At 48.3% G+C, this 25020-nt stretch carries 19 protein-coding genes; 9 read left to right on the top strand and 10 right to left on the bottom strand.

Annotated elements, in window-relative coordinates; all coding sequences use genetic code 11:
• Nucleotides 1–12 precede the first annotated feature (12 nt).
• From dndD to HOP44_RS06335, 3 genes are read left to right on the top strand one after another with little or no spacing between them, the layout of a single operon-like run.
• The gene (gene dndD, locus HOP44_RS06345) at nt 13–2016 is read left to right on the top strand and encodes a DNA sulfur modification protein DndD (RefSeq protein ID WP_172251707.1); all 2004 of its coding nucleotides are present in this window, start codon (nt 13–15) and stop codon (nt 2014–2016) included.
• Nucleotides 2013–2390 (top strand): DNA sulfur modification protein DndE, encoded by a 378-nt coding sequence (gene dndE, locus HOP44_RS06340; RefSeq protein ID WP_172251705.1) that lies wholly within the window; start codon nt 2013–2015, stop codon nt 2388–2390. Before dndD ends, dndE begins: the two co-directional genes overlap by 4 nt.
• Nucleotides 2391–2408: 18 nt before the next feature.
• A complete protein-coding gene (locus HOP44_RS06335; protein ID WP_172251703.1) occupies nt 2409–3542 on the top strand; it encodes a cysteine desulfurase family protein in 1134 nt (377 codons plus the stop codon).
• A gap of 33 nt (nt 3543–3575) precedes the next feature.
• Here the strand turns inward: HOP44_RS06335 and HOP44_RS06330 are convergent, their stop codons facing one another.
• The 6 genes from HOP44_RS06330 to HOP44_RS06305 form a co-directional block, all read right to left on the bottom strand.
• A complete protein-coding gene (locus HOP44_RS06330) occupies nt 3576–5318 on the bottom strand; it encodes a DUF262 domain-containing protein (protein ID WP_172251701.1) in 1743 nt (580 codons plus the stop codon).
• 132 nt (nt 5319–5450) lie between these two features.
• Nucleotides 5451–10721: a DNA phosphorothioation-dependent restriction protein DptH gene (gene dptH / locus HOP44_RS06325; protein ID WP_172251699.1), complete on the bottom strand. Its 5271-nt coding sequence runs from the start codon at nt 10719–10721 to the stop codon at nt 5451–5453.
• Nucleotides 10702–12117: a DNA phosphorothioation-dependent restriction protein DptG gene (dptG, locus tag HOP44_RS06320; protein ID WP_172251697.1), complete on the bottom strand. Its 1416-nt coding sequence runs from the start codon at nt 12115–12117 to the stop codon at nt 10702–10704. The genes dptH and dptG overlap by 20 nt, the downstream gene beginning before the upstream one ends.
• A gap of 5 nt (nt 12118–12122) precedes the next feature.
• Entirely contained in the window at nt 12123–13925 is a 1803-nt protein-coding gene (gene dptF / locus HOP44_RS06315) for a DNA phosphorothioation-dependent restriction protein DptF (protein ID WP_172251695.1), read from the bottom strand.
• Nucleotides 13926–14391: 466 nt separating this feature from the next.
• A complete protein-coding gene (locus HOP44_RS06310) occupies nt 14392–14703 on the bottom strand; it encodes a hypothetical protein (protein WP_172251693.1) in 312 nt (103 codons plus the stop codon).
• A gap of 21 nt (nt 14704–14724) precedes the next feature.
• Complete coding sequence (locus HOP44_RS06305; protein WP_172251691.1) at nt 14725–16671, bottom strand: 3'-5' exonuclease; 1947 nt, start codon at nt 16669–16671, stop codon at nt 14725–14727.
• A 345-nt stretch (nt 16672–17016) separates the two neighbouring features.
• Here HOP44_RS06305 and HOP44_RS06300 point away from each other — a divergent pair, with 345 nt between their 5' ends.
• The 5 genes from HOP44_RS06300 to HOP44_RS06280 all read left to right on the top strand — a co-directional run bounded on the left by HOP44_RS06300 (nt 17017) and on the right by HOP44_RS06280 (nt 19199).
• Entirely contained in the window at nt 17017–17373 is a 357-nt protein-coding gene (locus HOP44_RS06300) for a hypothetical protein (RefSeq protein ID WP_172251689.1), read from the top strand.
• A gap of 121 nt (nt 17374–17494) precedes the next feature.
• Nucleotides 17495–17863, top strand: a complete 369-nt coding sequence (locus HOP44_RS06295; protein ID WP_172251687.1) for a hypothetical protein — start codon at nt 17495–17497, stop codon at nt 17861–17863.
• Between the two features lie 54 nt (nt 17864–17917).
• Nucleotides 17918–18277: a hypothetical protein gene (locus HOP44_RS06290; RefSeq protein ID WP_172251685.1), complete on the top strand. Its 360-nt coding sequence runs from the start codon at nt 17918–17920 to the stop codon at nt 18275–18277.
• An 18-nt stretch (nt 18278–18295) separates the two neighbouring features.
• Nucleotides 18296–18667, top strand: a complete 372-nt coding sequence (locus HOP44_RS06285; protein WP_172251683.1) for a hypothetical protein — start codon at nt 18296–18298, stop codon at nt 18665–18667.
• Nucleotides 18668–18767: 100 nt separating this feature from the next.
• Nucleotides 18768–19199 (top strand): hypothetical protein, encoded by a 432-nt coding sequence (locus tag HOP44_RS06280; RefSeq protein WP_172251680.1) that lies wholly within the window; start codon nt 18768–18770, stop codon nt 19197–19199.
• Nucleotides 19200–19329: 130 nt separating this feature from the next.
• Here the strand turns inward: HOP44_RS06280 and HOP44_RS23135 are convergent, their stop codons facing one another.
• Both HOP44_RS23135 and HOP44_RS06270 read right to left on the bottom strand, forming a co-directional pair.
• Complete coding sequence (locus HOP44_RS23135; RefSeq protein ID WP_172251678.1) at nt 19330–20841, bottom strand: methyl-accepting chemotaxis protein; 1512 nt, start codon at nt 20839–20841, stop codon at nt 19330–19332.
• A 268-nt stretch (nt 20842–21109) separates the two neighbouring features.
• Nucleotides 21110–22270, bottom strand: coding sequence for a phosphodiester glycosidase family protein (locus tag HOP44_RS06270; RefSeq protein WP_172251676.1), 1161 nt, complete (start codon nt 22268–22270; stop codon nt 21110–21112).
• A gap of 206 nt (nt 22271–22476) precedes the next feature.
• On the opposite strand from HOP44_RS06270, the gene HOP44_RS06265 reads away from it, so the two are divergent.
• Nucleotides 22477–23232 (top strand): hypothetical protein, encoded by a 756-nt coding sequence (locus tag HOP44_RS06265; RefSeq protein ID WP_172251674.1) that lies wholly within the window; start codon nt 22477–22479, stop codon nt 23230–23232.
• A 152-nt stretch (nt 23233–23384) separates the two neighbouring features.
• Here the strand turns inward: HOP44_RS06265 and HOP44_RS06260 are convergent, their stop codons facing one another.
• Together HOP44_RS06260 and HOP44_RS06255 are read right to left on the bottom strand one after the other, a co-directional pair.
• The gene (locus HOP44_RS06260; RefSeq protein ID WP_172251672.1) at nt 23385–24359 is read right to left on the bottom strand and encodes an aldo/keto reductase family protein; all 975 of its coding nucleotides are present in this window, start codon (nt 24357–24359) and stop codon (nt 23385–23387) included.
• Between the two features lie 203 nt (nt 24360–24562).
• On the bottom strand, nt 24563–24925 hold the full coding sequence (locus HOP44_RS06255; RefSeq protein ID WP_172251670.1) for a hypothetical protein: 363 nt from the start codon (nt 24923–24925) through the stop codon (nt 24563–24565).
• Between the last annotated feature and the right edge of the window lie 95 nt (nt 24926–25020).

The following is a 25020-nucleotide window of genomic DNA, read 5'->3' as shown; positions in this document are numbered from 1 at the left end:
GATTAGTTTTTCATGCATATTACCAAACTGTTGCTTCGTAATATAGGCGCTTACTATGGCACTTCTCACTCTTTTGACTTTAGAACAGATAAGGAGCGTAACGTCGTTCTATTGGGCGGGAAAAATGGTGCCGGTAAGACAACAATTCTTGAATCGCTACGGATCGTATTATTTGGGTCTATGGCCTACGGATTTATGACGGATAACGAACCTTACTTCAAAAAAATTCATTCCCTATTAAATAGAAAAGCCATTCAAGGCGGGGAAAATGATTATCAGATTAGACTTGAATATACGTCTACAGAAGAATTTAGAAAAGCCAACTATATACTCACAAGACATTGGCACTTCAAAAAAGGAAAAGTCAGAGAAGAATTTGAAGTTATAAAAGACGGCAATCGATTAAATGAGCAGCAGAAGTCCGATTTCCAGAACCGTCTACGCGAAGAAATGCCTCCCCGTCTTTTTGAGCTTTGTCTTTTTGACGGGGAAGACATCTCCAGGATTGTCTCCGACGAGAAGATTCCTGAATATTTAAGCGAGTCAGGCAAGATCCTGTTCAACTTAGACCTTTTTATGAACTTGGAGAAGGACTTGCAGACGTATCGCATACAATATTCGCAGAAAAACGCAAGTGCTGCATTAGACATTGAAGAACAAGAAAAGCTGATCGACAAGATCACGGAGTTGCAGACCTTTGTCGAAGAAAAGATCGGTTCGATTGCCTTGAGTGACGAAGAATCGATACGGTTGCAAGACGAGATCAAGCAGCACAAGAAAGACTTTGACGAACACGGCGGTCTGCAACGTGACGAACGACAAAATCTACTGGCTCAAGTGAACGGGATCGAGAATAGAAGAAAAGCAAATAGCGAGCAAATTCGTTTGTTCACTACTTCTCTCCTTCCCTTCTATATGACCAGAGATCTCTTGAGCAAAGTCGTCGAGCAACTTGATCTGGAGAAAGAAAATGAATCGTTCGAATACGTGGCGTCTGCCTTGGAAAAAAACAAGCTGAATGAGTTGGTTGTGCAACTTCAACGAGCGGCGGGACAGACGAATGTCGAGTTGAATATTGAACAGCTACATAAAGGTATCCTAGACATTATGCAGCCGGAGAACGTTCAATTGATCCACCGGGCTTCGTTTGCACAGCGGAGCGAGATCTATAACTTGTTCAATCTGATTCAAAAAATCGATGCCAAGCAATATATTCATCTTTTCGATCAAAATGCCAAGATGCTTGCAGAGTCTCAAAAACTGCGAAAGGCAATCGAGAAGAACGACCAGTCCAGCGAATTCAAAGAAATCTTGGAACAGATTGAAAAGAAAACGAAACGCGTCGAGCAGCTGCGTTTATTGATCGAACAATATAATAAAGAAATTCATGAAGCGAACGAGACTATTCGTCTGCATACCCTAGCATCTAACAAGATTACAGATAAGATTCGCGAATATCATAAAGCCGAGAACTCGTTTGTTATGACGGAAAAACTACTACTGGTCAGTCAACGTTTCAGAGATCGGCAATGGCGTAAAAAGCTGGACGATGTCGCGAACGAAGCAACCAAGATGGTCAATATATTATTCCGCAAAAAAGAATACATCGACCGTATTCATATCGATCACTCGACCTTTGAGCTGCATCTCTATAATCGCGAACAACACGCTATCACCAAAGAACGCTTATCCGCCGGCGAGAAAGAAATGCTGATGCTTACCGTGATCTGGGCTATGTTCAAAGTCTCGGGTTGGAAACTTCCTTTTGTCTTTGATACTTTGATGGGACGCTTGGACCAAGATCATAAACGAGCTTTGATCCAGCACTTCATCCCAAGATGCGGTGAACAGGTACTCATGTTTACGACAGACTCCGAAGTGACAACCGACCAATACGAACTGCTCAAAGACATTACGGCAAGAACGTATACTTTGGAATTCGATCAAGGGATCGACAGCGCCAAAATTGTGAAGGGTCGCTACTTTAATATTAGTGAGGAGAGCAACCCGCTATGAACTTCACTCTACGAACATCCAAATATGCCAAAGACAATTTGACTCAACTGCACTCTTCTACCGGTATCACGCCGAATATTTTGATCCGTTATGCGGTCAGTTTGTCATTGCGCAACAATATTCATAATGAAAAAGTAGAACCGATCACGAAAGACTTTTCGGATGGGTTGGTGCTCAATCGTAATACGGTTACAGGCGAGTACGATTACGTATTTAAGGCTTTAATTACTCAAGTAGCCGGTAAAGAGCTATCGGACGAAGAATACTTCCCAGGGTACTTTAACGCCCATCTGGAACGCGGTATTCGTTCGCTTGCAGGCGAATACAAAAGTGCAGGGAATTTTGAACGCTTTATGCGTGCCTTACTACTCTAATGGAAAGTAGGGATCGATATGATCTACTTAGACAATAGCGCAACGACCAAAATTCATACTGAAGTATTGGAAGCGATGATGCCCTATCTCCAAGAGGAATACGGCAATCCTTCCAGCAAGTTTTATTCGTTGGCCGAAAACGCCAAAAAAGCCGTAGCCAAAGCCCGCGAGCAAGTCGCATCGCTGCTTGGCTGCGATCCGGACGAAGTTGTTTTTACAAGCGGAGCTACGGAAAGCAATAACATGATTATCAAGGGCATTGCTGATTATTATGGTCGTGAAGATGGAGCCAATAAACGGCTGCTGACTACTAAAGTCGAACATCCTTCCGTTATTGAGGCCTTCAACTTCTTGAATGAACGCGGCTATGATGTATCCTTCATGGATGTAGACCAGTACGCACGGGTAGATGTGGAAAAAGTAAAAGAAGTGACTGCGCAATCGCAGCCACTTCTTACTTCAATCATGTGGGGTAATAACGAGATCGGTTCGCTGAATCCGATGGCAGAGCTCTCTGCATTGTTTGAACAGAATGGCCTCTTCTTCCACACGGATGCGACCCAAGTCATGGGCAAGGTGCCTGTAGACTTAAAGAAGCTGAAAGGCATTCGTTTCCTTTCGATCTCTGGCCATAAGATGGGCGGCCCTAAAGGAATCGGAGCTGCGATCATTCGGAAGCAGTCGAAAGAGATTTACACTCGATTGACTCCTCTTATGCATGGCGGCGGGCAAGAGAATAACTACCGCAGTGGGACGCTTGCTGTGCATAACATAGTTGGACTAGGTAAGGCTGCTGAGCTGGCTGCTGCGAATCTTAAACAGAATGTGCAGCGTTTGACCGAGCTTGAGCAGTACTTGACAGACATTTTCAAGACTAACCTATCCGGGAAGATCAAGTTTAACAGCGACGAAAAAGACAAGATTCCTGGATTGATTAGTTTGCAGTTTATTGGAGTGAATAATGAACTGCTGCTTAAAAAACTGGCTGACTATGCTGCGCTTTCTTCTGGATCGGCTTGTAGTTCTAGTAAGCCAAGTCATGTGTTGAGTTCTGCTGGTAAATCTTTGGAAGAGGCTCGCCAAACCATCAGAATCTCCCTAGAGGCCAATCTAGCAAAAGAACAATTGAATTTATTTAAAGGCCTCTCATAAATATTTAAAATTCTAATTCCAAAATAAATTCATTCATTTTAAATCAAAAATCTCATCGTAGGCAATCTTAGCAAGTTTTTTTGTTCTCTTGTTTATATCATCTTCATTCCATGAAGTACTAGTACCTAATTCGCTTAGAAAATGCTTAACTGAATGGAAATTAGATCTCTTATAATAATCCACCTTCAAACCAAGAGCTTTATTTCCACATTTACTATTGATATCAGGATGGAGAGGAATCATATTTCCAATAGTATATATAAAATCATCCTTATTCATTTGAGGCCCTATGTGTTCCAAACTCATGTTACTCATGTCAAGCTCATCGTTTCCGAGCAAATGTGATTCTAGACGCTGAAAGAAATACTGTATAGTTTTCTTCTCTTTTGTATATTCATCAGAAAAAACTAGTCTTTCAGCAAACCTATTATAAAATTCATCAAATTCAGGTCGCTTATTAATAAGTTCTTCTACTAATTGATCGATTTTTTTATGTTTCTTTTGCTTCGTTTCTGCTTTTCTTATTTCTCTTGCGAACCTTGAATATTTGCTTTCTAAGCCAGAAGCACTTGCAGAGCATACAGCCGAGAATAAAAAATGAAAATCCTCGATAGCTTTTATTGCTTTTGTTAAGTATTTTGCTGATATTTCACCTCTATAATAATTTTCAAATAAGGATAGTATGAGAGAACGTGGCGATACTATACGCATTAAGTTTAATGCTCTAAGAGATTTGTAAATTTGTTTTACGTTTTTATTATTCCAATCTTCTACATTGGGAGAAGAAATCATTTTATAATATTTCGATTGCGCAACCAAGTCTTCCAAAAAAATTTTCATATCCTGCTGCGTTCTCTGTATGTTTTTTGTAAAGGAGCGATATACTTTTGCTTCAGCTACATGTTCATATTTAGAAATCCAATAATGTCTTATGAATATTTTTGCATCGATTTGATTTTCTCTTTGATATAAATTTTTCTTCATTTTCTCCCATTGAACTTTGGCATAATCAATCGGATGTACATTTGATAGTTCTTTAAAAACTTGGTTTTTTATAAGATCTGCAGTCGATAAATCTAATCCTTTAGCATTTAGCGTTTCGAAAATACTATAAGCTTCATTCTCATCTGGCTCAATGATGTATATAGTTTTAAAAGCCAATACTTGATCTCTCACAGCTTTAATGCATTCCAGTTCTTCAACTTTGCTTTCGCTATTTTTATTAGCATTCGTAAAATAATTAACATCAGCTACAATCTCTTTTGAATAGAATTTTTTTTCAAAGAATTTGTAAGCATTCATTAAATTATTTTGTTCTATTCCTTTTGGAGCAATTTTTTCTGTTTCTCTATTTTGAATGGTTTGCTTAATGAAGTTAGATGAACGTTCATTATCCAAGCGAAAATATGGTTCTGAGTCTTTTGTAATTCCTTCTATATATGTGTAAGATCCTTTTGCTATTTTATCTTCTCCAATATGATCACAATAATGTACTAATGCGCTAAGCAATATAGTTATGGTTGTTAAACGTTGCTGGCCATCTACAATTTTTAAAACATTATCATCCTGTGCCCCCACTAAGACAAGAGAACCAATAAAGTAATCAGTCGTAGTCAACTTACCATCGACATATTTCAATCCAAGCATAATATCTTTCCACAATTCGTCAATTTCATCTATTTTCCAAGAATATTCACGCTGAAATCGAGGCACTACATACCTTTTAGGCATATTCAATACTTCTTCTATTGTTCTTTGTGTCGCATTAAAATTCATTTTTACTCCTCCTTGAATATTATTATAAAAATCAAGATGTTTAGGCTTCTTAGAGCATGTAAGCGCACTACTTAGCATATAAATTCGCATTGAACATGCCCTAAGAATTCTTTAAATTCTAAAAATGAGTTTTTACAGTTCCCAAAAAGCCCGATCCCGCATCCAAATCGGCTGCCCTGCTCCCGCCTTCACAACACTGTAATGCTTCTGCAAAGACTTAATCCGATTCATGATATTCTCTTCCTCTGCCTTACTCTGCGTGCTGAACACCATCCGAATTTCTTTTGCAGACATCTCCGATACGCTATGTACTATCCAAGTCAGAATATAATTTGCGTAATCGTTATCCGAAGTCGAGAAGTGACTTAGGAACTGCGTAGACAGAATGGTTCCCACTCCATACTCTCTTCCTTCTTTGAGAATCTTCTTAATCGAAGTAAAGTCCTTACTTAAGAAGTTATCTGCTTCATCTACTAAAACCATCTTAGTAATTTCACGATATTCTCCACGTGCTCCGCTAACGGCACTATGACCCTGCATTTGCATCTGATTATAGAAAACGTCCAGCGTGATCGATACGATCAGATTCTGAATGCTCGCATTAAATCCCGACAAGTTGATAACTGTAATTCCATCAATCATGTCGAACAACGGAATTGTTTTGCTTGCATCCGGTTCGAATACTTCCATCTCGTACAGCTCTTGCAAGGCTGCATACAGACTGTCGACTTTAGCGTCTTCTCTACCCGCATAGATGTTATACACATCGCTAAGCGTCGGTGCTGGCTGCTCCCATGTCGTAGAATCATTTTTCAGAATGCCTTTTTGGGTATAGGCATCCATAATCACCCCTTTCAAAGTGTTTACTTGAACCTGTCCAAGATTGAACGATTTGGCAATGGTATCGGTCAAAGACCCACTCGTATGCACCGGTAGTAACGGACGAATCGGTTGCGTTACATAGAGCGAGAGAGGATTGTAGGGCAGATGGTAGAGGTCGTATACTTTAGCCCCTGTCTTTTCGGTAAAGTCAGGCTTGATGTAATCGCCTTTATAGTCAAAGATCAGAATTCCGATCTTCGTGCCATTTACGTTGTCTTGACTACTCCGACTCAGCTGGGTAATTAGCGACTTCGTAAACTGCGTCTTCCCCGTTCCCATTGTGCCAATGATCCCCGTATTGGTATGCATCACTTTATCTGTCGAAGTCGGGTACCATTTGATCTCTTCCTGGGTCTGAGCATTGTGACCGAAAAGTATTTCAAGAGGGCTGCCTGAAGCGACAGTTTGCGCTTGCTCTTCCATTTCTACGACAGGTGCGTCTTCAGAGCGTAACGGAGAGATCAATTTTGGGCTCAACCCATAGTCTGCCGAAACTTCAGCTACTCGTTGAGAATTTTCTATTTCCGGTTCTTGTTCGACTCGTACTTCTTCAATTTCGGTGTCTATATTTTCTTTCGAAGAAACACTCGCTGCTTCTCCGGCTACATACAAGTTCGAAAGCAACTGATCCGCCGGAATATCTCCGTTTTCGCTCTGAATATATCGTTTAAGTTCTTCGACATCTTTAACGATAAAGTCGTAGCCGCTCTGCTCGGGATAGTTGAAGATCAGAACGTCTTCCGTTCGTTTGATCTCGGTGAAAACCAACTCTTTTTTGAATGAGATAACGGCTCCGGCTCCGATATAATCTTGAAGTACGTTAGAGATCGTATATTCATCATTGAGCAGCTTTTTCCGCAATTCGCTGTTCGTCACGTTCTCCCAATGTTGCTCCGACCAGATCGAATACAAATCCATTTTCTCTGCACTCGCAATAGCCAACTGCATGAAGAAGTTGCGATACAACTTCGCTTTGAACGGATCTTCTTCGCGATCCGTCAAGAAATCCAATAGCAGCTGATAGGTTTCTTTGACTTGCGAGATCGCTTTATCGTAAACATTCGGAGCGTTGTGCCCAATCTTCACTTCAATCGGGTAAAAGTGTACTTTCACCTCTGCTTCTTGCTGTTCGACTCCAATCAGCAGCAGATCATCGCTATAAGAGCCGAATTTCCCCAAGTTTCTGGCCGAGAAAAGTCCCTCCGATTGACGCAACCCTGTTCCGCCGGAGATTCGCAGAATTTCTTCCATGGAGATCGGAATCCAAGTGATATCCCTATGTGCGAAAGCAGCCAAAGCCAATTTCACCGCAGACAAAATGCTAATTTTCTCTCTAGGAAATTGATTTTTTTGCGCCAACAAGCGAAGCAACCAATTTCCGTTAATCGCGTTGAAGAAGTTGATGATTTGCGGCAACACTTGATCTGTAGCTTGAATCTGATGGGAGTTCAGGAACTCTTTGATCAGCTTCTGATATTGCTTCGACCTTCTAGTCACTGTAATCGCATCGAAGCCGCTTGAAGACGTGTACTGGTCGCTATAGTGAATGACCAATAAGTCCTTTTGCGCATCGTTGTTTTTGAAGAAACTCAGATCCACTTTCGGCTCGATAAAAGTTACCCAGTGCGAAGAATCGTATACGGCATCCAGCTTCTGCTTATGCTCTGCCGAGATTGCTGTCACGATATTCATGTCTTCTTGGTAGTTATCCAAGGTGCGGGCTACGCGCAGCAAAGAATTGAGCTTTGGAACGAGCAAAAGCAAAGGCGTATCGGATTCGCGATAATACTTTGTACCAAACCCCGTCTTATAATCTTCATTGATGAATACGGACGGAATGCCGGATACAAGACCGAACAGCGATACCCCGGTAATGATCTCCGAAGCATTGCTTGTCGCCACTTGTTCAATCTCGCTCATTTGATAGAACGTGATATGGCTGTATTCATATTCGGTGACCTCTTCTACGTCACGAGAATAGAACTTCACTTGATCTCGGAATATATTCAACAGCTCTTCGGAATGATACCCTTCAAGCTCCAGCTTCAAGTTGAAAATCTTCGCAATCTCTTCGGCATCCGAATACTGAGACATTTCTTCGAATACATTATTGATTCCGTTCTTCGCGTAAATATGCAATTCGATCGGCAATAGATCCGTCTTATCGATTTCACGCTTCAACTGACGCTTATAGTACTCGAACAGACCTTGAAGGATTTCTCGACAATCCCCCATATTGATCGTATTGATCTTCAATGGGGCTCGATAATCCAGATCAAACAAATAAGAGAAGTGTTCCGTGAACTCTTCGACCTTTTCTTGTACGAGCTTATTCACGAACGTTTTGGATGATTCAAATCGCGGTAAACTCTGATCGATGTACGTCGTCCATTCATAAGAATCGCTTGGCTCGATTGCCTTGTATAACGAATTATTAAAAGAAACATAAGGCAACAAATGCGTAGGTCGAAGAGAACGAAGCAATTCATCATTAATAGCTTCATTGCCGACTAGGTCGCTAAGCTGCAGCTGATATGCCAAATTGAGAGGATGTAGTGGGGTATATAACCATTCCGAATCCTTCAATCCTTTTTTGATGGTGCCTAGCAAAACGAGGTCCCGATGCGACGGCAGTAAGGATTGGCCATTCTGCAACTGCTTTAATTCATGAAGGTAGGCCTCGACATATCGTCTGGCCAGGGCCGCATAATCTTCATCCAAATAAGCCAAGCTAGGTAGCAGTTGATGATCCCGGAAGTAACGAAGCAGATCGATATAAGCTTCTTTTACCGGTTCAGGAACATGGATAGGTTCGGGAGCCAAAGTTCCGACTTCTTCAACAAAGTACAAGTGGTTCGCTTCGATCAGCTTCAGTTCCCGCTCCAAGTTCTTTTTAAATTCGCCTTGGGCGTAAGTCTCTCGGGTCCCTTGAATGATCTTCATCTTGTCGTTCTCGATTCGATAGGTGAAGTGCTCTTGCTTCTCCCGCTTCATTTTCCATACGCTGAATCCACCGATCGGGATCGGTCGCTCCACTACGTCTTGAATAGACAATGGAATTTCCGTATTCGATAGTTTGAGCACAAAATGAATAAGCTCTTCTTCGTTTGCCATGTCCGGGTTTTTGCTGACTACAAGTTCGTCCGTTTCCCCGACTTCGAATTGATTGTCTGCAAAGTCCTCCATCAGCTGAACCTTCATAACATCCGGCTGATCTTTGTTGAAGATCCATTGCTCGTCGTCCGAATTAATTAGAATGCTGGAATGTCTGGATCTCACTTTAACCAAGTTCACGGTATAAGAAGTCTGGATCGCTTGAAGCCATCTTTCTTCCGTCTCAACAACGGCGATCTTGAACTCGTACGTCTGAGACACGTCTGTTTTGTATTTCACACCGTAGAAAGTGGTTTGCCCGGGAGCATGCGTCAATTCGACTTTGATTTTCTTACCGGATGGTTCCGAGTGGATATTGTATTTAATCGTATTCTTCGTAATGAAGTCATTTTTAATGAAATCGTTGAACGGAAATTCTAAAGTAATCTTCTTGGCCTGTTGGGGATTGAAGATAATGATATTGCGCTTACGCTGCTTGCTTTTGGTCTCCCCATCAGCGCGCTCCCAATAGCTTAATCCTTCTAGAGTAAGCTTTTTGGACGGCTCAAGATATTCAAGGCCTTTACCTTCGAGCTTTTTATTATTGGAGCGTGCGACGTTGCCGAAATCCGTATCTTGCCAGTCTGATCCTGAGAGGATTCTCACGCCCTGATCGTCGAAGTAACGCTCCAAGCTGCTGTCGATCGGCCCATATTGGTGAGCCATTTCTACATTGGTGAAAAGCGCCTGATTTTGGCTCAAACGCTCTTGGATCTGTTTGTCCTTCATCGGCGTATTGAATAACTCCGAATCTTGGAATAGACCAAAATCTTTATAGTCTTTGTCTTCAAGCTTTTGATTGTTCAGAACGGTCAGAATTTTCTCATAATCAAACAAAGTGACTTGTTCATGTATGCCTTGTTGCGCTTTGTTTGCCGCCATGCTGAACTTGAGAATTTGTTTCTCCGCTTGCGATAGCGACGAACTGATCATCATTTCTTGGAGATTTCGCTCGATCGAATCGATATGAAACGGCATTCCCTCTTTGGAAAAAGAAGTCATGCCTTGTACCAGACTGTCTAAGTTGGAATTATGAATAAGCAGCATAGCTTTATCGATGAAATGCTCTTCTTGCGTGCCTACTTTATTGCGAAGTGTCGTCAAGAAATCCGGCGTGACTTCTTCCGAGTTGGACGCAATCAGAACTTTGGCTTCTGTAGCAACCAGACAAACCGATTGGTACACGCCTTCTTCGGTTTGCATATAGAAAGCCCCAGATTCAGGCAAATCATTCACTTGTTCCACTAAACTTTCGACCTGTTCCGCTCGCTCAAATTGAATATGATACTTCTCGCCAGGCTGAATGTTTGTCTCGTTAAAGAAGCTTCTGATTCGCTCAGCCAAATAATTATAAAAATGCTTTGACATATATAGCATCCCCACTATCGCTTTTTTTCTCCAGTAAGTTCAGTTTCTCAAAGTAATCCACAACTGCCGCTTGCGTGTCTCGGTCGAATTTTATTCCTCTAGCTTCAAACTCTTCGACCAACCGCTTCAGACGAATTTTGGATTCGTCCTTAATGATCATCTTCGTTAAAAAGAGCAAATAGTCGGTATCCAGAATCAACATTTTGCCCGACCGGCCGCGAGACTTCAAAAACGTCTTTTGGCAGAAATGGACAAACCATTGTTTGTAATCGTTATAAGGTTTGGAACGGGTAGTCTGATTGAATTGATAATCGATCATCCGATATAAATGACTGATTTTATTCAAGGCAGGCAGATCGTAACGGTCTGGCGTCGTCCCCATCAAGCCCCATTTACTGTCACCAGATAATTTCGTCTGATATTCTTCCGTTAATTGATCGAGTTCTTGCTCGAATTGCTCTTGTTCTTCTACCGTCATTCGCTCGATCTGAGCTGCGATTTCCAGATAGGACAGGGGCCATTGTAGAGTATCATCTTCTGGGCTGCGCTCCGCAAAATTCAACATTTTCAACAGATTAACGTGCGAGAAGAGCTTGTTTACGGATTTCTCCAAACTTCTCCATCCGTACTCGTAACTGACTCTTGTTTTGGATAACCGCTCTTCTTCTTCAAAAGTGAAATAGACCGGAATGATTTCTTGGTCGTTAGTATTGAATAAGGCTTCGTTACGAATCGCGAATTGAGTCACATAGAAGAAATAATAGTAAGAAAGGACTTTCTCTACTTGCTGAGTAAAAAGCTCTTTCTTCGTAGTAAGCCACTCGAAATCTTGAATGAACAAGTCCGAAATCTCAGGCAACATCACCGCGTAATTTTTCCCGCCTTCTTTTGCGGCAGTCAACTCCGGCAACGAACGAAACAGTAACTTACTCATCAGGTCGGCTTCGCCTTGGTCTGACGTGTCGACAGCCCAAGCTTCGCGTTGATTCCAGAGAACATTGTATAAAAAGAGCGCCAGTCTCTTATTGTCATTTTCCAGCGTATTTATGTAATACAGCGTTTGCGGATGGAACAAATACAACTGGTCATTTTCGTCCAAGAAGAGAGTCTTCATCATCTGACGAAACTCGCCGCGCTGGTTCGCTTGATTGGATTGATTAAACGTAATGGCGGCCAACGCCGTGTTCAGCAACTTTTCTGCATCTACCGCTTCCGGCAATTTCTTTTGTCCGACCAACCGCATAAACTCCCCTGTTACTTCACGGAAGTTGTACTGGGTTTCTTTGAATTTTGTCGTATACGGCAAAAACTCAAGCTCGACTCGCGGATTATGCTTGATCGAAGAATCGAACTTGAATTGCTTGCGAATTTCTTCTAAGTTCAAGTGATAGCTCATTAGATTCACGTCTCCATAAACGAATATTCGTCGAAGATCTCGTCGTATTGCAACCGGTAACGAGTCGACTTTCCGAACTGCTTGCTCTCAAAGATCATTTCGTTCTTTTGAATGCCGGTATTGTTCAGCTTATCGATAAACTCAACGAATTTAATATATTGGAATTTGTCCTTTTTATTCGGACGATACCCTTGCTTGATGCGGATCAGCAAAGCGTAAAGCGAATAGTCGATGTCGATTGCCGGGATTTCGGAATTGTCTTTGTACGTCGCTCCCTTGGTTCTAAACCGAATAGTCATCATGGATAGGAATTTGAAGAGTTCCGTATCGGGTAGCGTATTGGCTCGCTCGATATGCGCCTCAATCTCTAACTTTTGTAGTGCATAATATTGCGTTTGCGGCTGTCCGACTTGTACGTAGACCAAATCGTTGTTGGCTTCGCCATTCCACTTATAAATAGCTTCGCTGATGTCTTCTTTGTACAGACGCGCGAGCATCCGAAGTTCGTGTTTGTTCCAGTAGAATAAGTTGCGCATGAATTGCTCATACGTTTTGTCACTGAATGAATCATGCTCTTCTTTTGGAATAAAATAATACAAGTAGACAAACAATTTGATTAAGCGCTGCTTGTAGGCTTGTTCTTTATTGTCTTCGTTGCGCCAAGGAGATTGTTGGAAAAGCGATCTTGAGAAGTACGGTAAACGAGTAATGCTGATGTGGTTAGCAAAAAGCCCGGCACCTTCCCGATTCGACTTGAACTCGATCAAGTATCCGTCCAGTTTCTCGGTACGCATTCGAGTCGGATTGATATGGTCGATAGCTTGGTGGATCGCAGATGCATCGACTTTCTCGAAAATGAGGAACGGCAATAAGCAAGCGACGTAATCTTGAAAATCCTGTTCGCGTACATAGTCGACGATCTGCTTATGACTCATATTCTCCAAGACGGAAGGAACGAGCAAGTTGTATACAAAATCCAGTAAGGCACGCGTGGAAATGATCAATTTTTCTTTGACCATAACCTGAATAAGCAGCGAGATGACTTTGTCTTGAACGTCTTCGTGCTGCAACAATTCGTAATTTTGCATAATCGGATTTTGGGCTGCGATTTCTGCATCTTCCGTACGATCTCGAAGATACGCTTGATAAAACGGATTGTTTTCGGTCGGCTGCGTGATTTTTCGGAAAATTCCTTTGATATAATCCGACTTCGGTCCGTCCGCGGTAAGTTGGTACATATGATAGTCGCTAAAATTTACGTATTTGAAAATATGGTCATCCGGACTTTCGTCTTCGGCGATTACCGACTCTAGAATTTTCTTTTGGTAAACGTAGGATTTCAATCTGGAGAACGCTTTGCCTTCCTCCGAATCGATGAAGTTATTCAGCGCACCGAGGTTGATCGCCAATACGATATTTTTGGTATGGCCGGATTGAAGCTCTTCATCCGAAAAAGGTTGAAGAACCTTAGCCAGCGTTTCAATCGAGGTTCGTTTGGGCGAGAAACTCTCCGTGGCATCGTTATGTAGATAGAAGAGCGACTCATCATTTAAGAACGGATGCTTGTTTTTCAAATACGACAGGATATGCGACTTCCCGTCGCCTACCCCGCCGCAGACCAAAATCAAGCGTGCTTCCTCAGAAGTATAAGCTTCGTTGATCTGCTGTTCGAGCTCTACTTCTACTGGACGCTGAATATGCATATATTGTTTGAAATCGCTGAAGCTTTCGAGGTTTTCGACAGCTTCTTTGGATGATTGTTTGCAGCGCTTTAGGATATTAATAAGGTTAAGAGAAGGTAAGCTCATATTTGCCTCCAAATTCATATCTATTGAAATCATTATATGATAATAACAAATAAGAACATATTATTTAGCATTTAAAACTTATTTCGAATCTTGAAGACTTTGTCCAAGAAGCATTGATTCCCATAAGCTTAGCTTCCTTAAGATCCAAATTAAACGAATTCCCACATTCTATAATGTGATGAAACTCTCCTCCTTAAAAATCATCCATAATAGCTAACAACTCTGGAAAATCTTCTAACCATACAAAATCCTTCCGTCGCTCTGAGATCTTTAATCCTGAAGGGCAATCAATAATTAATTCTTTCATATTTTTAAGTTTTACTTCGGCTTTTCCATCTATTTACATACTTTCAATGGGTAGATTGGAAAATGCTGAAAAACCTTGATCTTCTATTGAGCGTATTGTCAGGTGCTTTAAAGAAATATGGCTTCTCAAAAATGCTATAATTTCTGAAATCTGTTCTCTCTATATATATTCGTGAAACTTATTCGCCTCGATTAGTAACCTGTCTTTTTTAATTTTAGGATGTCTTATATAATATTGTTCTTTTGGAATCCAGCTATTTCCCAGTGCATTTTCAAAACGGTCTAATTCATCCTTGTCTTTAATAATATAATGATTTTCAAACTTTTTATAATCAATGATGGCATTTAATACCGAATTTCCAAGCTTAAATTGAGGCGAAATCCCATGAGCCACAGGAAGGTCTGTTTTTCTTAAAATATTAAATACTTTCCCTACAACACTTGTATCAATTCGATAAACTTTTAATGTCATTACCATTCTCCAATCGAGCATTCACCTAACTATGCTCTTTGTATCAAAATTTTTAATAGTAATATCCTTGATAGAATCTTTTACTTCACTTTCTAACCACCCCGCAAACCCCTCCACCTTACAATAACTAAGGAACAACCAATCCATCGCCCGAGTCATCCCGATATAGAACAGCGAAACTTCCCGCTCCACGTTCTCCTCCAGCTTAAAAGGCATACTCTCCACGTTCACGATAAACACCGCTTTAAAGTCCAATCCTTTCGAACTGTCGATCGTCGACAACTTCACTTTATCGGCTCCACGGTCATACGCCCGTTTGGACGCCGTGTTCTCTGCGATCCAGTCGTGCGGAATCTCCAATCGATCCAACTCTTTTTGCAGCCGATCCACGTACGAATACGAGTAGTTGTTCCGCACCCGGTACAGAATCGCGATCTCGGCATAAGGCACTTTTTTCTCGTCATGCAGCTTGCGGATCGCGCGGGCGACCCAGGATGCTTCTTCATTAAAGTTGGCGCATTGCTTGATGATCGGCTCCGCGCCTTTGCGCTTGGTGCTCTGGGGCGGGATGATCTCGACGCCTTCGATGCTGCTGCCTTCTTTGACGCGATCCTTCAGGGACGAATGCGTGCGGTAGAAGTCCCAGGCAAAGCCGACGATCTGCGACGTGTTGCGGTAGTTGATGCTCAGAATCTTGGAACGTCCACGGAAGTCGAGGCCGGTGCTGGACGATAGGCTTGTTTTGCGTTTGAAAATGTTCTGGGCTTTGTCTTCCACGAGCAGCAGCGACTGGGTTTCCGGATTCAGCACTTTACTCAGCAGTTCCAGCCACGACGGTTCGAAGTCCTGGCCTTCGTCGATCAGGATCGCGTCGTATTTGGGCAGGATGGTCTCGCCGCGGTCGATTTTGGGCAGCAGGGTGTCGATCCCATCGTCCCGGATACGCAGCGCGTTCCACAGCCATTCATGGAAAGTCGCCGTTTCGATATTGTGCTTGGTGGCAGCCGAATTGCCATTCTCGTCCGTACTCATGCCGGCAAAATCGAACAGGTCTTCCGGTTCTTCCAGCATCTTCTGGATCATGCCTTTGAGCACACGGGACAGCGGAATGCCGTAGCAGAGGACGAGAATCTTCCAGTCCGGATGTTCCTTGGACAGCAGGCGGGCGCGGGCGGATAGGATGAGCGTCTTGCCGCTGCCGGCGACGCCGCGAATCAGGCGGTTCTTGTCGCCGAGCTGACGCGCGAGCGCTTCCTGATGCAGATCCATCGCCTGCAGATTGTGCAGCGACAGCAGCAGCTGATCGTCGTAGTGTGACGGCGGCTTGAACTCCGCGCTGATCCGCACCTCGGGGAACAGATGGTAGCGGATCGCTTTGACATCTTCCGCGCTCAGCAGTTGGCTGGCGTGAAAAGGAAAATGGAACATGCCCAGCATCCGCTCCAGCAGCGCCGTGCCGTCGAAGCTTTCATTTTCCGTATCGATATCGTCTCGGGTCAGCAGGAACTGGGGATCGATCACGCGGTGCAGTTGGTGCTTGACGATATGCGTTTCCCGCATCCGGGTGAACACGACGCCGAAGCCGAACCGGAATTTGAGTCTGCCGTAGTGGCTGCCGCCGACTTTGACCAGACTTTTGTCTTTTTTGAGTTTGTCCACGATGTTGAAGGCGTAGGTACGGGCTTGGTGCAGCGGATTGCTGACGGTATGCAGCTCGCCCTTGGTGTTGTAGATGCGCCATTCGTCGGGATAAAGTTCGTACAGCGTGCTCTCGGTATAATCTTTCACTTCAAGCACGAGCATGCCAAGATCCGGTCCGATCACGACATAGTCGGGACGCCGGCCGGCGATTTGGGGTTCATAGTAGACGATGTAATCGTCGGGAAGGTGTTCGCGGAGCGTGTGGAACAGCAGGCGTTCGCCTGCGGTCGCTGTACGGGGCACGGTTTCCGGGATCATATAGGCCATAAGGTGTCACTCCCTGATGAGACAGATCCCGTGAAGAGGTCCGGTGCTTCCGGAATCTGGCAAGGTAATGCGGCGGCCGAATATGTGCAGTCGGCATCGCCGGACAAGAAAAAGGGCAGATCACGATCGTGCGTGTCTAAGGTCATGGGCCGTAAGACGTTGCTTGCTATCCTCATTGTACTTGGTCTGGGCAGAAATGGGAATATTTTTCACAAAGAAATAACAATTTTGGTTTATGATTTATTGAGATAAATTCATATTCCCCCGAACTTGCAGCCGTTCCGGCGTGTCTATAGGAAGTACAATGATCTTCGTCCAAATTCATCCTAAGGAGTATACCGTTCTATGGAGAAGTTAAATCAATTCGCCTTTCTGATCGGCTGCCTGATCCTGGTCCAGCTGCTGCTCGGCATCTTTATCGTGAATGGACGTGCCGTGTTCAACGACAAGAAGCTGAAGCGGCGTTACCACTGGCTGCATACCGGACTGAGTGCGCTGCTGATCGTCCCGACGCTTCTCTTCCTCTACTATCTGCCGGAAAAGACTGCGCTGCCGTCCGCTGTCGGTATGGTGGCCTTGATCTATCTGCTGCATGCCGTGATCGATTTCAAGTATGTACGCGCAACGAGAGAGCACGTGGTATCGGGGATTATGGCCGCCATACACGCGGTGCTGGCGCTTGCGCTGTATCTGTTACGCTGAATCCGCTGCGCGAAGAGCGCAGCGGGTTCCAAGCCTTGAGAACGAGCTGGAATTTGCGCGAAACCGCCTTTTCCCGTAACCCATCCCCTTATTCCACCGTTTATAAGATAGAGGTGATTCTATGTCCAACTATTCCAACTTGATTATCCTGGTCGTGATCTTCGCAGCGCGGATCTTTTTCAACTGGCGGATCGTTCGCGGGGAAGATCGGCGGACGCTGATGGATCTGGACCGGACCGCTCCGAAGCTGCTTATGTTCGGTATCAATCTGATCCTGGCCGCAGCACTGGCGGTACTGATTATTTATGGCACCAGCCAACCGTTCTTCCTGGCCGCGGCGCTTGGTATTGTGGCCTTGTTCGGATTGTCGCAGGCGCTCCTGGAGAAGAAATATCTGCCGGCTACGCGAAGACATCTGGCGACACTCTTGTCTTATGGCGTCACGATTGTCGCAATTGCCGCTTATATGCTGCTCGTCCCGCAGGTGTGAACGCCGCAGCAGCTTGACTGATTCATCCATTTCTGCCGCACAGGGAGGTCGAACATGATGCAGGAACCTTTTATTCTTATTCTCAGCCTGCTGGCTGTTGCCGCCATGCTGCTGCGGCTGCTGATCGTGCGGGGGAAACCGACGTTTGAAGATGCCCGGACCAAACGGACTTATTATGGGCTGACGGCTGCCGCTTTTCTGCCCGGGATCGCCGTCTTCCTGCTGCTGCTCCAATCGCTGGATCGCCCGGTGTGGGTGCCGGCTCTGAGCCTGATGGCGCTGTCCATGATTCTGAATGCCCTGATCGAACGCCGATACGTCCGGGAAACGAGAGAACATCGGCCGTCGGGGATCATGGCCGTGCTGATGGTGGGTCTGGCGGCGTTCTTCTATATTGGGGATCTGCTCGGCTGAAGAAAGGAGGAACGTTCTATGAATCCGCATACCTTCCCTATTATTCTGTTGGGCAATGCCCTTCTTGTTCTGCTGGTCCATTTCGTGCTTCCCCTGTTTATCGTAACAGGACCGGATCGGCGCAAACTCGTTGATCTGCCGCGCGGCAAGGTGTATATGTACAGTCTGACGATCCTTGCGGTGGCGCTGCTGATCGGGATGGTGGTGCTCCAGCTTCCCTCTTATCGGCTTGACCTGATCGCGTTCGCTCTCCTGCTGGCGTTGGGTACGGCGATTATGCTGCTGGAGAAAAAGCTGCTGCCGGACACCCGCCGCCACCTGGTCACGCTCTGCTGGATCGGCGGTGTCTGTGTGCTGTTTGCCATTTACGGCGGGGTGACGTATTTATAACTTCGGTATAATTGACCGAATCGGTGCTATAATTCCGGCCGATCCTTCGTCTTCCTCTTAGGGGCAGACCGCCTCATTACGATTACGGAGGGAAACCGCCATGACATCCGCACGCCCCACTGCCCAACCGCCCGGCCGGGCCAAACGACTCGTTCTCCCGCTGCTGGCAGCCGTGGGAGTCGGCGCAGCGATCTTCGCCATCTTCGTTCTGCTGCCGATCTTCCGGGATATGCGGCCGCTTGTCGTCACGCTCGACAACCGCTCCGGCGCGCAGCTCCTGTCGGTTGAACTCTTCCTGGACGGTCAGGAATCGGGATATGCCTACGAGCGGAAGATCCCGAGCGGCGAGAGCCGCAGTATCCGCCCGGAGCTTGAGATGCAGGGCGCCGGCGCTCTGGTGCTTGAAGCCGTCGACAGCGAAGGCCGAACGTACCGCGACACGGTCTGCGGATACACGGAGAGTCTGAGCGGCGAATTGACGGCTGTACTCGGAGCGGACGGCCGCATGACGGTGCAGGGCGAATGCCGCTGAATCCCGCCGCTGCCGTCAAGCCGGATATACAAAGCGCTGAGCTCTTCCCTCTTCATACACAAAAGCCCGCCAACCGAGGAATCGGCAGCGGGCTTTCGTGTTTTTTATCCGGAGGATCTTAGGAGAACGTTCAGCCCAGCAGAGCCTGCGGGTTATCCGATTCGTCTTCCAACGCTTCGGCCGCCATACTGCGCAGCGCCGTCTCGTTGCGGCGGATACGGTCCAGAATATCGGAGTTCTTGCGGACCAGTTCGGTCAGCGAAGCGGAGACTTCCTGCATGGCGGCGGTGGACTGTTCGCTGATCGCGGCCAGACTCTCCGACGAGCGTTCGATCTCTTCCGACGAGACGCGGACCGTGCCGATCAGGCCGTCGTAGCGGTTCACGGACTCGCTCACTTCTTCGACGGACGAGCTGATCGAGGTGAACACGTCGCGCGTCTCTTCCACCATGTCCATACATTCCTGCATACGGACCGCGATGGTCCGCATACTGCGCTGCGTCGTATTGGAGTGGCCGCCGACCAGCGTCAGATTGCCCGAGATCTGCTCCGCCGCCTTGGCGGACAGATCGGCAAGCTTGCGGATCTCGTCGGCGACAACGGCGAAGCCCCGGCCGGATTCGCCGGCGCGCGCCGCTTCGATACTGGCGTTCAGCGACAGCAGATTGGTCTGCGACGAGATTTCCTGAATCGTGCCGATCAGCTGCGAGGACGACGAGACCTGCTCGGCCAGTCCGTTTACTTCTTCGGCGGCGGTGCGTACCTGGGCTTCGAACTCGCCGATCAGGCGGTAGAGACCGCCGACGATCTCGTCGCCGCGATGGGACGAATCCGCCGCCGTTTCGCTCTTCTCGCGCAGCTGTCCAAGCGATGCCAGCATGCCGCCGAGCTGTTCGCCGCTGACGCGGATCGACTCGGTCATGCCGGCCAGCAGTTCATTCTGCGAGACGGCCCCCTGCACCACTTCCTGAACGGCAATATTCATTTCGTCGAACGAGACGGCATTCTCCTCGCTGCCCGACGAGACGGCTTCCATATTGTCGGAGACGACCCGCACGTTTTCGCGCAGCGAAACGCTCTGGCGTTCTGTCCGTTCCAATACTTCCTGCGTACGCTGCTGCGTCTCGGCCAACTGCTGGAACATGCGGTCGGCGATGCGCTGGAAGTTGAACAGAATCACGCCGATAATCACAAAGAAGATCAGATGCGCGACCATATGGTCCCGCTCCATGCCGTAAGCGTCGCCTCTGTAGAAGTAAGCGGCAAGCAGCAGGACGGAGCCTGCAAATCCCGTATAGAGCGGAGCGCGCTGCATGTAGACGAGCGACAAGACGAGCAGCAGATAGACCGGCACGATATTGACCACGCTCGGCACGATAATGTTGGCCGCCGTGTGGGAGAGCGCGAGCATGATGATCACCGCGTAAGCGACCGCTTTGTCATGCTTGCGGCTGAAATGCAAAATGCCGACGACGATCACGCTGGCGAGATCGCCGGCGATCAGGAGATACCGGGCCGTCGCTTCCATTTCGACCGAGACGTACATCACAAGGGCCAGCAGCACGGTAATGGCCAGCGAATAGAAGACCAGCCTGTTTTTGAGCCGCAGATCTTCGCCACGCATTTGTTTCCAATCTTTCACTACGTTCACATCCCCGCGAAATTTTCTTGATCACCCGGTTTTTATCGGTAAAAAGTCCCGGTAATATTAGGCTAAAAGACTGGGTGAGTTCGGAAGTTTGCTTGCGGAAAATTCCTGCGCGGAGCGAAACGTTTAACCTTGTCAAAGCTCCCGGTTCCCGGCGGATAAAGAAAGGACCGCTTTGAAGGTCGTTGTCAGGCTGCCGAGAAATTCCTCTTCGTTACAGAAACTTGCCGGCTGCGGGAGAAATCCGTTTCGGCCGCGTGCTTTATTTCTTCACCTTGACCAGCAGGGCGTTGCTGACTTTGCGGCCCGGCTTGGTCACGTATTTGCCGTTCAGGTACAGCCCGCTCGAAGCGCCGCCATCCAGATTCATGGCCTGGTAAGCGCCGGCCTGCTTCATGATTCGCGCCAGCTGGGGCATCGAAGCGCTCGGCAGGGTAACCATGATCAGCTTGTGGTTCCGGGTGATGCCGATTGCGCTGCGTGCCGCGCGTCCGCGCAGGATCGCGGGATCGCGGAAGCCTTCCTTGACCGCATTGACCGCCACGCGTCCGTTCTTGACCAGCAGCGGTCCGGCCTGCACGGCGCCTTCGACCTGCCCCGCTTCGAAAGCTTTGCCGAACTGCAGTCCGGGAATAAGGCGCGCCAGCTGGTTCCGGTCGTAGGCGAATACGGTGAGATCGGTGCCGCCGTTGACGAATTTGACGTCGCCTTTGCTGACCAGATAGCCGTACGGCGCCCGGTAAACGGCCGAACTGTAAGCGTCGAAATAGGTGGCGTTAATGGCGGCATAAGCGCCGTTCTGTGCGGCGATCGATTTCAGATGCTGTACGGTACCCGCCCGGTGATGGGCAAAAGCGGCGTCCAGCGAGACCCGGGGATGCATCAGCTGCACGGTGACGATATGGGCCCGGAACGCGGAAGCGCCGACGTAGAACACCTGCTGCCGGTAAGTGACCGGACGATCCGTCAGCGAACCGCGTTCGATCACCGGCAGATCCAGGGTATCCTCGCCGCTCGTCATCCGCATCGAGGATGTCGATTCGTCCCATTCGACGGTCAGACCCAGATGGGAGGCCGCCAGGCCAAGCGGCACATACGTCACGCCTCCGTAAGCAAAAGGCGCCGCGTCGAGTTTTACCTTTTTGCCGTTGATCTCCGCTTTTTTGCGTCCGGTCTGAAGAAGAATCCGCTGTTTGCCTTTGATCAGTTGAAGTTTGCCCGCCGAAGTGCCGTTGATCTTCGCTCCCGCGAAATCGCTCAGCACCCGGATCGGGACGTAGATCCGTCCCGCTGCCGGGTCGGAATAGCCGAACGTTTTGGCCGCAGCGGAAGCCGCCCGGACCGCCGCTCCGGGCAGTGCACCCGTAGTGAATATGCCTGCCGTCAGCGCCGCGGCCAACAGCATTTTTAACCCTTTTCCCATGATGTGCGTATCTCCTTTGATCCGATTGAATGCGTCTTTGTTATATATCTGTATTTGGCTTGTCAAAATAAACCCCCCGCGAAAGATTGTCTGCCTCTGTTCCGGGTGAAATGAAAGTAAGGGTGTCCGCAGCCGTCTAACGGACCCCGATATTCGCCTGCGGGCGAAGATTGCGAACCCGTAAGGGCAAAGGAGGCATGCATCCGATGAATCTGCCGGAATCGGGAAGGCTTCAGCCGATCGACGTTCATCCTGTCCAAGAAAATAGACCCGAGCCGACCGGATGGGCCGCGAAACGGCGCAGCGACCGCAAAGAAGCGATCGCTGCGGGAGCCGCCGCTTTTCTGCTGACGAGCGTCCTGATGCTGATCCAGCGCAGATCCCGTCAGGAACGGACGGCGGGCCGGGAACGGTGCGCGGCCAAACTCGCCGAACTGGCGGAAGCCGCCGACCATATTGCCGCGCTGCTGCGCCGCGGGCCAAGCTCCGTGGATCACAGCGGCAGCCGGGAGCGCTATCCCGCCACGCTGCCGCTGGAGTTGGAGCGGGCCCAGCACCGGATGGCCGGTGCGTACGGCTGTTTGTACCGGATGCTCGGCGCCTCCGAGCAAAGCGGACTGCTTGCTCCGGAAAAATTTCCTTTTCTCCAGGGCATTGCCGCGCACGAACAGATGCGTACGGCCGTTTCCCAGTCGGCTGCGGACAAAGCGCGCGATGCGGCACTGAACCGGCTGCTGCCCGGATGGTCCGACCGAAGCGAAGCGCGCTTTATTCCCGACCGCGATCAGCGGGCCACGCTCGAAGAACTGGATGCGCTGTGTACGGACATCTCCGAGCTGATCCGCGGCGGCGCGGGACATCTTCCGATCGGGCTTCGTCCCGAACGCGCGATCCGCAAACTGCTGGCGGCGATTCAGAAACGCCGGCAAGAACGGCAGCACCCCGTCAGAAATCCCGGCTGATCGGCGCTGCGCACAAGCTGCAGCAGCGCCGAAGCCCTACACCCGGACTGCACACCAACAAAGCCCGACTGCGGAATCGTCTCCGCGGTCGGGCTTTACCGATTACTGCGTATTCCGTGTACGGCGCTTCGTATTCCGGGTTCGCGGCAGGATCAGCGTGCCGGCGCGAAGTCTTTTACCGGCTCCATGATCTGCTCGATTCGCGTCAGGGTCTCTTCGCTCAGCACAATGCCGGAAGCTTCCGCATTTTCGCGCACCTGCTCCGGACGGCTCGCTCCGATGATCGCCGAGCTGACGCCCGGCTGACGCAGCACCCAGGCCAGCGCCAGCTGCGACAGCTTGATCCCCTGCTGCTCCGCAAGCAAGTTCAGCTCCTGGGTCACGTTCAGCACATCGTCGCGCAGATAGCTGCCGATGACCTGATTGACCGTATCGTCCGCGCCGCGCGTTCCGGCGGCCGGCTGCTGGCCCGGCTTGTACTTGCCGGTCAGGATGCCTTGAGCCAGCGGCGAGAAGACGACCTGCCCCAGCCCGGCGGCAGCCGAAACCGGCAGCACTTCGTCTTCGATATAACGTTCGAACAGATTGTAGATCGGCTGGTTCGAAGCCAGCGGCCGCAGGTTCCGGCGCTCGGCGATGCCCGCCGCGTCCGTGATCTGCGCAGCGGTCCATTCGCTGACGCCGGCGTACAGGATCTTGCCCTGCGCCGTCAGATCGTCGAGCGCGCGCAGCGTCTCGTCGACCGGCGTCTCGCTGTCGTAACGGTGACAGAAGTAGACGTCGATATAATCCGTGCCGAGCCGCTTCAGGCTGGCTTCGCACTGCTCCATGATGTGTTTGCGGGACAGCCCGCGATCGTTGGGACCGTCGCCCATCGGGAAAAAGACTTTGGTGCTGAGCACATAGCGGGAACGCTCGTATTTGCCCAGAGCGGCTCCGATCGCTTTCTCGCCTTCGCCGCGGTTGTAGGCATTGGCCGTATCGAAGAAATTGATTCCCTGTTCAAAAGCCGCTTCGACACAGGCGTCCGCCGCTTTCTGCTCGGCAGCCGTGCCGTACGTCAGCCAGCTGCCGAGCCCGATCTCGCTGACTTTGAGGCCGGTACGCCCCAGATTCCGGTATTTCATTGCGATTCCTCCCATTCATCGTTACCTTAATCATTCTTCTAAATATTAACGATGATCCGGCCGATGCGCAACCGCTTTCTTAAACGGCGACAAGGAAGATTCGCAAGGCCGAAGACGCAGCAAAGCCGCTCCGCGAAGCGCCTGGGCATCGGGAACGGCTGGGTAGGTGCAGAAACGGCCCGGAGGCCCGGGCTGCAGTCCTTTTACTGGATCTCGTCCATGCTTTTCACGAATTCTCCGTCGAAGTTCATCTTCTCCGCGATTCCGCGGATTTGCGCGCCTGCGGCAGCGGATTTCGGTTCGATCACGTAGACTTTTTTGAATCCGACCGCCGTGTACATCTTGAAAGCCTGCTCCAGCATGCCCAGCAGGGCCGGGTCCACCTGTTCAAGCGCGGAAGTGTCCGCGACAAACGTATACTCGCTTGTCTGGGTCTGGATCTTGCCGCCTTCCTGCAGAAACGCCATTGCCAGTGCTCCCGCGTCGCTTATTTGAAAAGAGCTTCCGACAGCGGCAATAAAGAGCTTGCGGGAAGGGTCCGTTTCGATCTTGAATTTTTCGGTCATGGTTTCCTCCTGGATTCGTTCGCTTGGGGTTAATGGCCTGTCTATTCGCGAGCCTTCCCCAGTATAACAGCGACGATTGGCGAACGCCAGACTGT

The organism is Saccharibacillus deserti, from assembly GCF_013618475.1.
Classification (GTDB): Bacteria; Bacillota; Bacilli; order Paenibacillales; family Paenibacillaceae; genus Saccharibacillus; species Saccharibacillus deserti.
The sequence above is the reverse complement of the archived record's forward strand: the minus strand, read 5'-3'. Positions and strand labels throughout refer to the sequence as shown.